Genomic DNA, 13444 nt, shown 5'->3' on the forward strand with positions numbered 1-13444 from the left:
TCCTTTTCACCATCAAATTTCGTCATTGGGACCAATCAAAAGACCATAAGAGAAAGCCTGGGTTCACAGAACCAAGGCTTTCTCGACAATCTGAGGGATCTTCCAATATGGAAGATCCCTTTTTAGCGCTAGGTGCGTTTACGCATTTGCGCTTCAAGCACGATATTGTGTTGGCTTTGTTGAGTTTCACCATTCACTTGGTGGAATGCGTGCTTAGAATTAGCACGCGGTGACATGAACGGATCACGATACAAACTGTTTAAACGCGAGTGTTCCTTACCCATGAGGCATTCCTCCCAGAATTAAAATGGTTTAAAGTGGTTGGACGAACTCATTCGTTCTTGTGGGCGGTCGGCAATGGTTCCGTCTGCGCGTTTTGAGGCATGCGCATCGGCATTATTTGCTTTATTCCCCTTAAACGAAATCGGATTTGGAAAGTGATTCGCTTTATTTCGCATGCGTGAAACCCCCTTCGCCATATCGGCTTACTAAAAGTATGACCGCTTAAAGGCTTTATTATAGAAGGTAAACTCAACCAGTTACGTAATGATCTTAAGTTTTTTTCTTAATGTTTCTTCACTGTACACCCAACCAGTATACGAAGTCACGATATTCATAGCAGAATCCATTTTTACAATTGCAACAAATGGGTAATACCCATTACTTCGGTAGCGCAAATCAACAAAACGGACTTCATAACCATTGGTCTCGGTTGCTTCCATTTCCCAGCGATACGTTGGAGAGAATGAAAGAAAAGCGGCTAAGTTTTTGTCAGAACAAGCAGCCTGCATAACCGGGTCTGAAGGAATTGGGTCAAATGTATAGCTTTCAAAAAAACGAATAACTTTATCTTTGGATTGTGCAACGTATAACATTTCTGGTGTTCTGATTACAAGATGCCATTTGTTCCAGCGTATTGTTGGTGATACAAAAATGTGAGATGCAGTTGGGTGCAGTGCTCGTGCTTTTTTAACCACTTGTTTTTTCTGATGTATGCGCCAGAGATAATAAATGATTAGACCAGCGTAAATAGCAAGGAATGTTGGCCCTGGAGGTACCCCAAAGATCCATAATATAATCCCTATTCCGTGCGAGCCGAAAATAACTGGGTCAAAGATATTAATGACGCCTAAAGCAATCCATCGGTTTGAGACAGGTCTCAGTGCTTGCGTCCCATATGCGTTGAAAATATCAACAAAAACATGCAGGAATACCGAAATGGCTCCCCATAGTAAAAGTGTCGGCCAATAAGCATTTTGGAAAAAAAGCATTAATAAGCCGGAAATAACAAATGGCCATAATAAAACAGCTGGAAGGGAGTGAGTAATTCCTCTGTGGTGCCTGATGTAAACAGCGTTATTTCTAAGTTTAAGTACAGTGTCAAAATCGGGAGCGTTTGAAGCGACGAGTGTTGTTGCGAGAACCGCTGTCTGCATATACGGTGATCCAGCAACATTTGGATCAAGCGTTGCTAGACCAGCAAGCCCTACTCCCATTACAATGTGAGTGGATGTATCCATTGAGCGTAAACATCCTCCTTTTTAAAAACCATTAATCATTTTGTTCGTTTCATTCTATGATGCTGTGCTAAAGAAGTTATGCTATAGTTATACCCGTCACAAAATAAACTAAGCATCTTTTCATGATGAACTTGTTTAAGTGGCAAGTCAAGATTAGCAGGTGAAATAATGACTGAATTAAATAAAGGCGTTTTTCCTTCTTTTCAACAGAATTTAGTTCAATGGTATAAAGAACATAAAAGAGAGCTCCCTTGGCGTTTATCGCAGGACCCTTACCGCGTGTGGGTTTCAGAAATCATGCTCCAGCAAACCCGCGTTGATACGGTTATCCCTTATTACGAACGGTTTATGAGGGAATTCCCTTCGATGGAGGATTTGGCAGAAGCTGAAGAAGACAGGCTCTTAAAAGTGTGGGAAGGGCTTGGCTATTATTCACGTGTCCGTAATCTTCAATCTGCTGTTCGTGAAGTGGTTGAGGAATACGCTAGCCAAGTGCCTCGTACGCGCAAACAAGTCGAATCTTTAAAAGGAGTCGGTCCATATACAGCTGGAGCGATTTTAAGCATCGCTTATGACTTACCCGAACCTGCCGTGGACGGAAATGTAATGCGTGTTCTTTCACGCGTGTTTTGTATAGAAGCTGACATTGCAAAACCAAAGACGCGAAAAATACACGAAGAGATTCTATATGAATTAATTGATAAACAGGACCCTTCTAGCTTTAATCAGGGGCTGATGGAGCTAGGAGCGTTAATTTGTACACCTACTTCACCTGGTTGTCTTTTATGTCCCGTACGAGAACAGTGTCAGGCATACGAGATGGGAAGACAAGGCGATTTGCCAATAAAAAGTAAAAAGAAAAAAGCAAAAGTTGTTAAATTAAATGCGTTTGTCTTAACAACGAGTGATGGGCGATTTGTTATTGAAAAAAGACCGAATACAGGATTGCTAGCTGGTCTCTGGCAACTTCCGATGACACAAATAGACGCAGAAGAAAGCCATTCTTTAGCTAATTCTTACGTAGTTGAATCTGATATTGTGAAACAGTCCTTTCAAGTTAGGCATGTATTTAGTCATTTAATTTGGGAAATTGATTTGTATGCTGCCAAAGTTTCAACGAATGAAATTCCAGAAACGGCAAAGTTTGTTGAGAGAAAAGATTTAGAAGGATATGCGTTTCCGGTCTCGCAACAAAAATTATTGACCTATTGTTTAGAGGAGGAACTGCTTTGAATTTAGAGCTTAAAAGAAAGAATGTATTTGTAACTGGTGGTACAAAAGGCATTGGTCGTGCCATTGCTGAGGCATTTGTGCAAGAAGGCGCTAAGGTTGCAGTGTGCGCTAGAACAAAACCAGAGCATTGGCCACAAGAGATTGCCGTCGTTACCGGTGATGTCACAAATGCATATGAGCGAGAACGAATTTTTGCAGATGTTACAGCAATCATTGGACCAATTGATATTTTGATTAACAATGCAGGTGGCAGTAATGGCGAATCAATTGAGAAGACAGATATGGAAGAGTTTTACGAAGCGTTTGAGCTGAATTATTTTTCTGCTGTTCATTTTTCTAAACTAGTTCTTCCAGCGATGAAATCCAGTCAAGAGGGCGCAATCATTCATATTAGTTCCATTTTTGGGCGAGAAGCTGGTGGCAAAGCTACTTATAATAATGCGAAAGCTGCATTAATAAGCTTTACAAAAGCCTTGGCTGATGAAGTAGCATCTGAAGGAATTCGAGTAAATAGTCTTGCTCCAGGAAGCATTTTACATCCAACAGGAAATTGGCAAAGACGGTTAGATGAAAACCCAGAAAAGATTCAAGCTTTTATTGATAATGAAATTCCGTCAGGTCGGTTTGGAACGCCAGAAGAAGTAGCAAATGTTGTTGTATTTTTAGCATCATCCAAAGCAAGCTGGGTTAAGGGAACTTCCCTGCAAGTTGATGGAGGTCAATCAAAAGCTAATTTCTAAGATCAAAAAAGAGCTATCTTGCCTAAGATAGCTCTTTTAAATTATAGACCCGGCTCGTTATCATCTTCATTTTGTAGATGAATTTCTTGGATTTGTTGCTTTGTTACTTCTGTTCCAAGCTGATAAAGGCGATCATAAACATCATTTAAGCCGGTTTGATATTCATCTTTGTCAGCGTCGGCAGTTAGCTCATCAAAATGTTTAAACGTGAATAAATTACTTAATTCTACGTCATGCTTATGCACTTCATTTATTAAACGCTCTAATTCTTCTTTTTCAGCCTGTGTGGCAGCAATTTCATATTCAATTAGCTGACCATCATTTACTCGCATTGTGCTAATGGAATCCATACTGATTGGATTTAAATTAACATAGTACAGCTGTTTTTCTTTATCCATATGTTCCTGCTCCTTAATCGAAATGGATTTCACTTCCGTTTGTCCATGTTGCTTCGCGGTGGAATCCTCCACGTTTTTCAATTTCTTTTATAATTGTTTGATGGCGTGAATTCCCTTGCGTATTCAAATAAGCTGTTAATTGCTGCATGCCATGATGAAAAAAAGCTAATTCCTTATCTGTCCAGTCAGCTGGATCAACACCTTCTAATTCGGTTAAATCTCGTCCTACATACATGGTGCACCTCCCATTTATAGCTTGGCTGTTAAGGTGAACGTGTATGCGTTATAATGGAGTGTGCGTTCAGAAAATGTTGGGAGGTTATACATATGGAAAGAAAAACAGCATTAATAACAGGAAGCAGCAGGGGAATTGGCAAAGAAATCGCCATAATGCTTGCGAAACAAGGATACAACATCGTCATAAACTTTGCGCGAAGTCGTTCACAAGCAGAGGCAACGGCTGAAGAGATTCGTGCTCTTGGAGTTGAAGTTTTAACAGTAAAAGCAAATGTTGGTAAACAAGAAAAGATTAAAGAAATGTTTACGCAAATTGATGAAACGTTTGGTCGGTTGGATGTTTTTGTAAATAATGCTGCTTCTGGTGTTTTGCGTCCACTAATGGAACTTGAAGAAAGTCACTGGAACTGGACAATGGACATTAACGCCAAGGCGCTATTATTTTGTGCCCAAGAAGCAGCAAAAAGAATGGAAAAAACAGGTGGAGGAAAAATTGTTAGCTTAAGCTCACTTGGATCGATTCGTTATTTAGATAATTATACAACGGTAGGTGTCTCTAAAGCCGCGGTCGAGTCGTTAACACGTTATTTAGCTGTTGAGCTTGCGCCAAAAGGAATTATTGTAAACGCGGTTTCAGGTGGAGCGGTAGATACAGATGCGTTAACACATTTTCCAAACCGAGAAGAGTTATTGAAGGATGCAGCAGAACGTACTCCAGCAGGACGGATGGTTGAACCGACAGACTTAGCAAATGCCGTTATGTTTTTATTATCTGATCAAGCAACGATGGTTCGAGGTCAGACGTTAATTGTTGATGGCGGTATTTCTTTATTAGCTTAAAAAAAAGATGAATAGGAATCACCGACACGGGACAATTTAATAAGCGTGGAGGTGATAACCATGAACAACAAAGCATCTAAAACAAACAAAAACCAAGTGAAGAAGCAAAACCAAGCTTCTGAACAAAATTACAATGCTGAATTTGCAAGCGAAACAGATGTACAAGAAGTAAAAGAACAAAACGCTAAATCAGCATCTAAAAAGAACCAACAATAATTTCGTTTAAACGTGAGCGCTTTGGCGCGAAAAGACACCCTTTTCCGATACGGAAAAAGGGTGTCTTTTTTTGTCAAATCGGAATCGTTTTCTAGTGATTAAGTCTTAACGTTTTAAATCGGTGGGGAACCTTGTATAATAGAACTGTATATGTGAATTGGATAAAGAAGAATATCTCTTTAGTTGGTAATGGGAGAAAGGAGAATCTTATGAGCTTTCCAAAGGAGGGCAGCACGATCCAGATACAGAGTTACAAGCATAACGGAACGCTTCACCGGATTTGGGAGGATACAACCATTCTAAAAGGATCATCAAAAATCGTTGTGGCTGGGAATGATCGCATTATTGTTCGAGAGTCTGATGGACGATATTGGCGGACGAGAGAGCCAGCTATCTGTTATTTTGATGCTGATCAGTGGTTTAATACTATAGGCATGATTCGTGCAGATGGAATTTATTACTATTGTAATATCGGGACTCCTTTTACGTGGGATGAAGAAGCGCTCAAATATATTGATTATGACTTGGACATTAAAGTGTATCCGGATATGACAATGAAGCTGCTTGATGAAGATGAGTATGAGTTGCATAGTAAAATTATGCAATATCCACCTGAGCTTGATGGCATACTAAGAAGAAGTGTTGATGAACTTATCTCATGGATTCATCAACGAAAAGGGCCATTTGCACCTCAGTTCGTAGAAAGTTGGTACGAACGTTACTTGCAATATCGTTAGAAAGGAAGTGAGCTTGTTGCTAAAACAAGCTTGCTTTTTTCCTGGAAGAAGGAGTCTGCTTTGAAAACAATTAGAAGGTATATGGTGTTTGTGAAGCCATATCGAAAGCAAATCATTGGCACGATCGTAATAGGTTTACTTAAATTTGGTATTCCACTATTATTTCCTCTTGCAATGATGTATATCATTGATGATATTCTTTTAAATGAAACGATGGCGCAGGAAGAACAATACCGTCAAATTTACTGGATTATTGGTGGCATGGCGTTATTGTTTATTGTGTTGCGTCCTCCAATTGAATACTACCGTCAATACTTTGCACAGTGGATAGGGAATAAAATATTGTACGATATTCGGGGTAATTTGTTTACACACATTCAAAAACTGAGCTTACGTTTTTATTCAAATCGAAAAGTAGGCGAAATTATTTCGCGGGTCATTCATGATGTTGAGCAAACGAAAAATTTTGTTATTACTGGATTAATGAATGTATGGCTTGATTTAGCTACAATTGTCATTGCAATTATCATTATGTTGAACTTGAATGTGTGGCTAACGCTAGTAGCAATTTCAATGTTCCCGTTTTATGGCTTCTCAATTAAATATTTTTATCAGCATTTACGAAAGTTGACACGTGTGCGTTCACAAGCTTTGGCTGATGTTCAAGGTCACTTACATGAGCGAGTGCAAGGAATGAACGTTATTCGCAGCTTTGCAAACGAAGATTATGAACAAGAGCAATTCTCAGATCGTAACAGTACGTTTTTAGCGAAAGCGCTTGACCATACAAAATGGAATGCAAAAACATTTGCCGTTGTTAACACAGTAACCGACATTGCACCATTGCTTGTGTTATTTGTAGCATCCATATTTGTTTTAAAAAATGGACTGGAAATTGGCGTGATGAGTGCCTTTGTCCTCTATATGGAAAGACTCTATGGGCCGCTAAGAAGACTTGTTAATTCCTCGACAACGCTTACGCAGTCAATTGCTTCAATGGATCGTGTTTTTGAGTTTATTGATGAGAAATACGATATCACTGATAAAAAAGATGCCAAGATGGTTACGCAAGTAGATGGAAAAGTGACGTTTGATCGTGTTTCCTTCACATATGAAAACGAAGACAACCTAATTTTGAACGATATTCGGCTAGATATTCCTGCTGGCCAAACGGTAGCGTTAGTCGGGATGAGCGGTGGAGGAAAGAGTACGCTTGTTAGCTTATTACCACGCTTTTATGACGTAACTGCTGGGCGCATTCTTCTTGATGGTACAGATATTCGAGATTTAAACGTAAGAAGTTTACGTGACCATATCGGCATGGTTTTACAAGATAATATTCTTTTTAGTGACAGTATTAAATCGAATATTAAAATAGGAAACCCGCAAGCGACAGATAAGGAAGTTGTTGAAGCTGCTAAGGCAGCAAATGCGCACGACTTTATCATGCAGCTGGAAAAAGGTTATGATACGGAAGTAGGGGAGCGAGGTGTGAAGCTCTCTGGCGGACAGAAGCAGCGGGTAGCGATTGCGCGTGTTTTTCTGAAAAACCCACCGTTGCTCGTGTTTGATGAGGCTACATCAGCACTAGATCTGGAAAGTGAGCATTACATTCAAGAAGCGTTAGAAAAACTTGCTCATAATCGGACAACGTTCATAGTGGCCCACCGCCTGTCGACGATTACTGGAGCCGATCAGATTGTAGTTATTGAAGAAGGGCGTGTAAAGGAGCAAGGAACTCATGCAGAACTAATGAAGCGACAAGGTTCCTATTATAAATTATATAGTGTGCAAGAAATGGATTAAAGAAACCGGTTCACTTTTTAAAAAAGTGAACCGGTTTTTTAAGATGTTTCGTCATCAGGTGCATGGGTTTGGTGGTTTTCAACAAGCGTGTCAAGGTGCTCTAACTCTTGTTGATATTCAATAATAGCAGATATGGCAGGAAGAAATGCATGCCATTGTGATAGGTCAAATTGTTCTTCTTCATATAATGTAACAAACAAATTCGTCATTGAAGATTGGCCTTTTTCAATTTCATCAACGTATTCATCTGGAGCGTGTGTATTTACCTTGCCATTATAACGAAGAATAATTCGATGGTGGTAATCGGTTAATGATAGCAACTGTTCTTCAATCCGTTGCTGAACATTAATCGGTAAATGTGAGTAATCTTCAGATCGTTTTTCCAAAGCCTCTAAAGCGCGATAAGCTGTTTCACTTGTAAGGAGCATCTGACGAAAAACAACAACTTTTCTACGTTGACTAAATGTTTTTGCCCTGAAATAGTTTCGTTCTTCTCGGTAAAGAGCAAATAAATTTGTCGTTTTATCAAGTTCATCACGCTTGTTTTTAATATCTTCTCGCAATGCAATCGTGTCGGCATCATGTTTTGCGACCAGATTTAGCCACTCGAGAATGGAGTCCGTTACGCTTGAAAGCTGGCTAAATACTTTTTTCTCGTAGCGCGGTGGAATAAACGCTAAATTAACAAGAAAGGCAGAAACAATTCCAATCAAAACGAGAAAAAATCGTTCTGATGCAAACTGAAGAAAATTGTCGGCAGGACTCTCCATAATGATGATGATTGTTACAATTGCGGTTGGTATAATTGCCGCCTCTAATTTTAATTTAATAAAAATCGCAATAGACAGCATAACAACAACACCGACAACAAATGGCTCGTGTCCAAAAGTCATGACAAACAAAACGCCGATTGTAGCACCTATTAAATTGGCTTGAACCTGATGGCTAAACGTTCTAAGCGTTCGAAACAGCGATGGTTGAATCGCAAATGCAGCAGCAATAGCTGCAAAGGTGGGTGGTTGTATTTCTAGCCAATTTGCTAAATATAATGCCAGTACAACGGCAAGTCCTGTTTTTAATATTCGAGCTCCAAGTCTCATTTAAAAAGTGATCCTTTCTTAGCTAAATCGCTGATAACTAACCTTAATTAATCATCTATTTTATGTGATTGAAGACTTTTTCATGCTGTTAATTATAAAATTCGTCTGCAACCACTTTGAATGAATGTGAAGCTGCTTCAATTGTTTCTTCAATATCTTTTTTTGTATGTGCGGTGGTTAAGAACCAAGCTTCGTATTTCGATGGTGCTAAATGAATACCAGCATCGAGCATTGTTTTGAAGAACAAACCAAACTGTTCTCCGTTAGTTCTTGATGCTCCATCATAATCAACAATTTGCTCATCCGAGAAGAAAACCGTTAACGCACCTTTTAAGCGGTTAATCGTAATAGGAACATTTGCCCGAGCTGCAGCAAGATAGAGACCTTCTTCGAGGGTATTTCCAAGCTCATCTAGTTTGTCATAGACGCCTTCTTCTTTCAGAACGGATAAACAAGCAATACCTGAACTCATCGATGCTGGATTGCCCGCCATTGTACCTGCTTGATAGGCTGGACCAAGTGGGGCAACGGTTTCCATTATATCCATTCTTCCCCCGTACGCACCAATTGGTAACCCGCCACCAATAATTTTTCCGAGAGCAGTCATATCTGGTTTAACATTTAATAAATCTTGGGCACCACCATACATGAAGCGAAAAGCAGTAATTACTTCATCATAAATAACTAAGGCGCCTGCTTCATGCGTCACTTTATTCACTGCTTCTAAAAAACCAGGCTCTGGTTCAACGATCCCAAAGTTCCCAACAATTGGTTCAACTAATACTGCTGCTGTCTCACTTCCCCAGTGACGAAGTGCTTCTTTTAAAGCGTCAATATCATTAAATGGAACGGTAATCACTTCACTGGCCGTATTTTTGGTTACTCCTGCCGAATCTGGAGTACCTAGAGTGGATGGACCTGATCCGGCAGCAACTAACACCAAATCAGAGTGCCCATGATAACATCCCGCAAATTTAATAATTTTCTCCCTGCCAGTGTACGCTCTAGCGACCCTAATTGTTGTCATTACGGCCTCAGTACCGGAATTTACAAAACGCACTTTCTCAAGTGATGGCATCGCTTCAGTCAGAAGCTGAGCAAACTCATTTTCAAGTCTTGTTGGGGTACCATATAAAATGCCTTTAAGTGCCTGATCCTGAATAGCTTTTGTAATCGTTGGATGAGCATGACCAGTAATGATTGGACCATACGCAGCAAGGTAATCAATGTAACGATTTCCATCAACATCGTACATATAAGCTCCCTCAGCTCTTTCCATAAATACGGGAGTGCCCCCGCCGACTCCTTTATACGCTCTTGAGGGGCTGTTAACGCCTCCGACAATTAAATCTTGAGCTTCTCTATAATGTAGCTCTGATGTTTTGCGATTCATAATTTCCTCCATTTTTTGTTCGGTCAAATGTGATCTATCCCATGATAGCACATGTTGCTTGGCAAGTCAGATGAAACAAGTACATAATTGCAGGTCTCTTGATTGATCAAATTGTCCAATTCGGCTACCCTTATAAGGAAGATAAAAAAGGAGTGAGTGCATTTATGAATTTAGTTGGAAAACAAGCCCCGGATCTAACACTTGCTGCAAATGGAGAACAAACAATTACACTGTCGGATTATAAAGGGTCTTATATTGTCTTATATTTTTATCCGAAAGATATGACGCCTGGCTGTACGACAGAAGCATGTGACTTTCGTGATCAAACAGAAGTTTTTAAACAAGAGAATGCAGTTGTTTTTGGTGTAAGTCCTGACCCTGTTGCAAAACATGAACAGTTTATAGAGAAGCATAACTTACCGTTTCCTCTATTAGCTGATGAAGAATTAACGGCCGCAAAAGCTTATGGAGTATGGCAACTGAAAAAGAATTTCGGCAAAGAGTATATGGGTATTGTTCGTTCTACTTTTGTAATTGATAAAGAATTTAATGTCGTTAAAGAATGGCGTGGAGTACGTGTAAAAAACCATGTAGATGATGTACTTGCTTTTATAAAAGGTGAAGCAGAGTGAAAACAAATGTAGTTTTTGCGGTCAATCAGACTGAGGATAGGCAAAAGCAATTAATAAATGAGTTCCATGATGTTCAGTTTTCGTTTTTTTCTTCTATGAAAGAAGCTGAAGAAAAACTAGAAACAGCAGATGTATTATTAACATTCGGTGAAGACATTGGTGTTTCTGTGCTAAATCGGGCAAAACAACTGAAATGGATTCATGTGTTATCGGCTGGAGTAGAGAAGATGCCTTTTTCTGAACTAACAAAACGAAATATTCTCGTTTCAAATAGCCGGGGCATACATGCAATCCCGATGTCTGAGCACGCGATATGGGCTATGCTTGATGATGTAAAAAAAGCGAGTATTTATAAAGGAGCACAAAAGAAAAAGGATTGGGTTCGATCAATCAAGCCTAACGAATTAACGGACGCTACTGTTGTCATCCTTGGAACTGGTGCAATTGGAACAATGATAGCTGAACGAGCACGAGTGTTTTCTATGAAGACAGTAGGTGTTAATACTGATGGTCGAGCCGTTGCTGCATTTGATCAAACCTATTCCTTGTCTGAATGGAAACAAGCACTTCAACAGGCTGATTACGTCATTAATGTTTTACCGCAGACTCCGCAAACAGAAGAATTATTGAATGAAGATGCTTTTTCTCTCATAAAAGAAGGCGCGGTCTTCATCAATTTAGGGAGAGGCAAATCAGTAGTTGAAAATGCCTTGTTACATGCAGTAGAATTAGGAAAAGTACGACATGCTTATTTAGATGTGTTTCAACAGGAGCCGTTACCGGTTGATTCGCCTTTATGGCACCATGAGGCCATCACGATAACACCACACATATCAGCAGCAACTGCCTTTTACATGCAGCGAGCACTTGAGATTTTCAATAAAAACCTTGTTGTTTTTCAGCAAAAGAAGACCATTTATACAAATGAAGTGCAATTAAATAAAGGCTATTAAGTAGATTAGGGGGGAAACGATGAAGCTTTTAGTGTGTATTATTGAGGATTTCTACTCAGATCATGTTGAGAAAAATCTGCGCGAGCAAGGCTATAGAATGACGGAGTTGTCCAGTGCAGGCGGTTTTTTGAGAAAAGGAAGTACAACATTTCTTTTTGGAGTACATGAGACAGATCTTGAGCAGTTACAACAAGCATTAAAAGAAGCTTGTCTCCAGGTGGAAAAGAAAAAGCAACGCAAAGATAAGAAAACGCATCGTTATACCTCTTTTATCTTACCTGCAGCAAATGCAACACCGCTTCTATTAAATACGTAGAAATTTTAAAAAACTGCCATTTAAAAAAGGCAGTTTTTTTGTTGCATAACGATGTTTTCAGATCGGTCTTGCTAAAATAACATTCGCAACTTATAATTAGTATAAAGAAAGAATAGTTTTTATTGAAAGCGAGGCGCAATAATATGGCTAATCAAAGCTTAATGGAAGCAATTGATGCGCTGAAGAGCACTCGTGTGCGTATGACTCCGCAACGTCACGCTATTTTAGAGTTTTTATATGAATCAAAGGCGCACCCGACAGCAGATGAGATATACAAGGCGCTTGAAGGGCGTTTTCCAAATATGAGTGTGGCGACTGTTTATAATAATCTCCGTGTATTTAAAGAAGTAGGTATTGTCAAAGAGCTATCTTACGGTGATTCTTCTAGTCGTTTTGATTGTGTAACCTCAAATCACTATCATGTGATTTGTGGGGATTGCGGTAAAATAGTTGATTTCCATTACCCAGGTTTAGATGAAGTTGAAACTTTAGCTGAGCATGTTACAGGCTTCCAAGTGGATAATCATCGAATGGAAATTTACGGCACATGCCCTTCCTGCAGAACTGCGCATTAAAGTAAAAAAAGCACTCATCTAGATGAGTGCTTTTTTTATGCCTTCGTCTTACTGTGTTTCTTTGAATTATAAGATTCATCGAAGTCATGCCCCTCTAATGAGCGATCCATAGTTAAAGGTTGATCGCAGTGCATGCAAGCATCGACTCTTCCTAAAACTTTAGTAGGCTTTTCGCAAGATGGACATGTTACGGGGATTGCTTTGGTTGAAAGCATTCCTATAAAGAAATAAACAACCGTACTTCCAATAACAGCAAGCAAACCGAGGATCATGCAGATAACCATGATAATAGGATACTGCCTGAAGAAAATCCCTATGTACATGATAAGGATACCTATAAAGACAAGGCTTAATGCAAAAGTTCTGATCTTGTTAATCTTATTTGAGTATCGCAAGCCCATTTTTAATTCCCCCAAGTTATATAGAGAAGGTTTATATTTATAGTGTTGAACGTGTATAGTATATCATAGAAAGACTATCATTTTTAAACCAATTTTACCTGCGTAAATGACTTTTTGAAAAAAAGTTTTAAAAATGTATTGACCGTTTTTTAGTAGCGTGATATATTATTACATGTCGCCGGGGAAACAGCCGGTTGAACAAAAAAGATATTGACGAAATGCTTACCTGCGTGGTAAGATCATGAAGTCGCAAAACGAGTTCTTTGAAAACTGAACAAAAGCCAAGCGTAATAAAGAGATACAAGGTATCTCGTCAATGAAAGTCGTAGAATGGTATTCTACGCGTC

Annotated in this window: 18 protein-coding genes; 10 read left to right on the forward strand and 8 right to left on the reverse strand. The window is 39.3% G+C overall.

Going from position 1 to position 13444, the window contains the following annotated elements:
- Positions 1-128 precede the first annotated feature (128 nt).
- The 3 genes from JOC54_RS22610 to JOC54_RS22620 all read right to left on the reverse strand — a co-directional run bounded on the left by JOC54_RS22610 (position 129) and on the right by JOC54_RS22620 (position 1520).
- Complete coding sequence (locus tag JOC54_RS22610; protein WP_078395259.1) at positions 129-284, reverse strand: YpzG family protein; 156 nt, start codon at positions 282-284, stop codon at positions 129-131.
- Positions 285-302: 18 nt separating this feature from the next.
- Positions 303-458: a small, acid-soluble spore protein K gene (sspK, locus tag JOC54_RS22615; protein WP_035422295.1), complete on the reverse strand. Its 156-nt coding sequence runs from the start codon at positions 456-458 to the stop codon at positions 303-305.
- An 81-nt stretch (positions 459-539) separates the two neighbouring features.
- Positions 540-1520, reverse strand: coding sequence for a metal-dependent hydrolase (locus JOC54_RS22620; RefSeq protein WP_035422296.1), 981 nt, complete (start codon positions 1518-1520; stop codon positions 540-542).
- A gap of 168 nt (positions 1521-1688) precedes the next feature.
- Between JOC54_RS22620 and mutY the strand changes: the two genes are divergently transcribed.
- Positions 1689-2753 carry an A/G-specific adenine glycosylase gene (gene mutY / locus JOC54_RS22625; RefSeq protein WP_204469414.1) on the forward strand — a complete coding sequence of 355 codons (1065 nt, stop codon included), beginning with the start codon at positions 1689-1691 and terminating at the stop codon, positions 2751-2753.
- Entirely contained in the window at positions 2750-3493 is a 744-nt protein-coding gene (locus JOC54_RS22630) for an SDR family NAD(P)-dependent oxidoreductase (RefSeq protein ID WP_204469416.1), read from the forward strand. The genes mutY and JOC54_RS22630 overlap by 4 nt, the downstream gene beginning before the upstream one ends.
- A 41-nt stretch (positions 3494-3534) precedes the next feature.
- Here JOC54_RS22630 and JOC54_RS22635 read toward each other — a convergent pair whose 3' ends face one another.
- Positions 3535-3891 carry a hypothetical protein gene (locus JOC54_RS22635; protein WP_035422300.1) on the reverse strand — a complete coding sequence of 119 codons (357 nt, stop codon included), beginning with the start codon at positions 3889-3891 and terminating at the stop codon, positions 3535-3537.
- A gap of 13 nt (positions 3892-3904) precedes the next feature.
- Positions 3905-4126 (reverse strand): mother cell protein YfhS, encoded by a 222-nt coding sequence (gene yfhS / locus JOC54_RS22640; RefSeq protein WP_035422301.1) that lies wholly within the window; start codon positions 4124-4126, stop codon positions 3905-3907.
- Positions 4127-4218: 92 nt separating this feature from the next.
- Between yfhS and fabL the strand changes: the two genes are divergently transcribed.
- The 4 genes from fabL (at position 4219) to JOC54_RS22660 (ending at position 7727) form a co-directional block, all read left to right on the forward strand.
- On the forward strand, positions 4219-4968 hold the full coding sequence (gene fabL / locus JOC54_RS22645; protein WP_035442168.1) for an enoyl-[acyl-carrier-protein] reductase FabL: 750 nt from the start codon (positions 4219-4221) through the stop codon (positions 4966-4968).
- 60 nt (positions 4969-5028) lie between these two features.
- Positions 5029-5184: a gamma-type small acid-soluble spore protein gene (locus tag JOC54_RS22650; protein WP_035422303.1), complete on the forward strand. Its 156-nt coding sequence runs from the start codon at positions 5029-5031 to the stop codon at positions 5182-5184.
- Positions 5185-5393: 209 nt separating this feature from the next.
- On the forward strand, positions 5394-5921 hold the full coding sequence (gene ntdP, locus JOC54_RS22655) for a nucleoside tri-diphosphate phosphatase (protein ID WP_035422306.1): 528 nt from the start codon (positions 5394-5396) through the stop codon (positions 5919-5921).
- Between the two features lie 60 nt (positions 5922-5981).
- Positions 5982-7727, forward strand: coding sequence for an ABC transporter ATP-binding protein (locus JOC54_RS22660; RefSeq protein WP_275582741.1), 1746 nt, complete (start codon positions 5982-5984; stop codon positions 7725-7727).
- Positions 7728-7765: 38 nt separating this feature from the next.
- Here JOC54_RS22660 and JOC54_RS22665 read toward each other — a convergent pair whose 3' ends face one another.
- A complete protein-coding gene (locus JOC54_RS22665; protein WP_204469419.1) occupies positions 7766-8827 on the reverse strand; it encodes an aromatic acid exporter family protein in 1062 nt (353 codons plus the stop codon).
- A gap of 88 nt (positions 8828-8915) precedes the next feature.
- Positions 8916-10220 carry a glutamate-1-semialdehyde 2,1-aminomutase gene (locus JOC54_RS22670; RefSeq protein ID WP_204469422.1) on the reverse strand — a complete coding sequence of 435 codons (1305 nt, stop codon included), beginning with the start codon at positions 10218-10220 and terminating at the stop codon, positions 8916-8918.
- Between the two features lie 164 nt (positions 10221-10384).
- On the opposite strand from JOC54_RS22670, the gene bcp reads away from it, so the two are divergent.
- The 4 genes from bcp (at position 10385) to perR (ending at position 12696) form a co-directional block, all read left to right on the forward strand.
- Positions 10385-10852, forward strand: a complete 468-nt coding sequence (bcp, locus tag JOC54_RS22675; protein ID WP_035422309.1) for a thioredoxin-dependent thiol peroxidase — start codon at positions 10385-10387, stop codon at positions 10850-10852.
- The gene (locus tag JOC54_RS22680) at positions 10849-11805 is read left to right on the forward strand and encodes a D-2-hydroxyacid dehydrogenase (RefSeq protein ID WP_204469424.1); all 957 of its coding nucleotides are present in this window, start codon (positions 10849-10851) and stop codon (positions 11803-11805) included. The genes bcp and JOC54_RS22680 overlap by 4 nt, the downstream gene beginning before the upstream one ends.
- Positions 11806-11824: 19 nt before the next feature.
- Positions 11825-12121 carry a cyclic-di-AMP receptor gene (locus tag JOC54_RS22685; RefSeq protein ID WP_035422313.1) on the forward strand — a complete coding sequence of 99 codons (297 nt, stop codon included), beginning with the start codon at positions 11825-11827 and terminating at the stop codon, positions 12119-12121.
- A gap of 143 nt (positions 12122-12264) precedes the next feature.
- A complete protein-coding gene (gene perR / locus JOC54_RS22690; protein WP_035422315.1) occupies positions 12265-12696 on the forward strand; it encodes a peroxide-responsive transcriptional repressor PerR in 432 nt (143 codons plus the stop codon).
- A 35-nt stretch (positions 12697-12731) separates the two neighbouring features.
- On the opposite strand, the gene JOC54_RS22695 is transcribed toward perR, so the two are convergent.
- Positions 12732-13097, reverse strand: a complete 366-nt coding sequence (locus tag JOC54_RS22695; RefSeq protein WP_035422317.1) for a YgzB family protein — start codon at positions 13095-13097, stop codon at positions 12732-12734.
- Between the last annotated feature and the right edge of the window lie 347 nt (positions 13098-13444).

This window comes from Shouchella xiaoxiensis (assembly GCF_016907895.1).
In the GTDB taxonomy this organism is placed as follows: Bacteria; Bacillota; Bacilli; order Bacillales; family Bacillaceae_D; genus Shouchella; species Shouchella xiaoxiensis.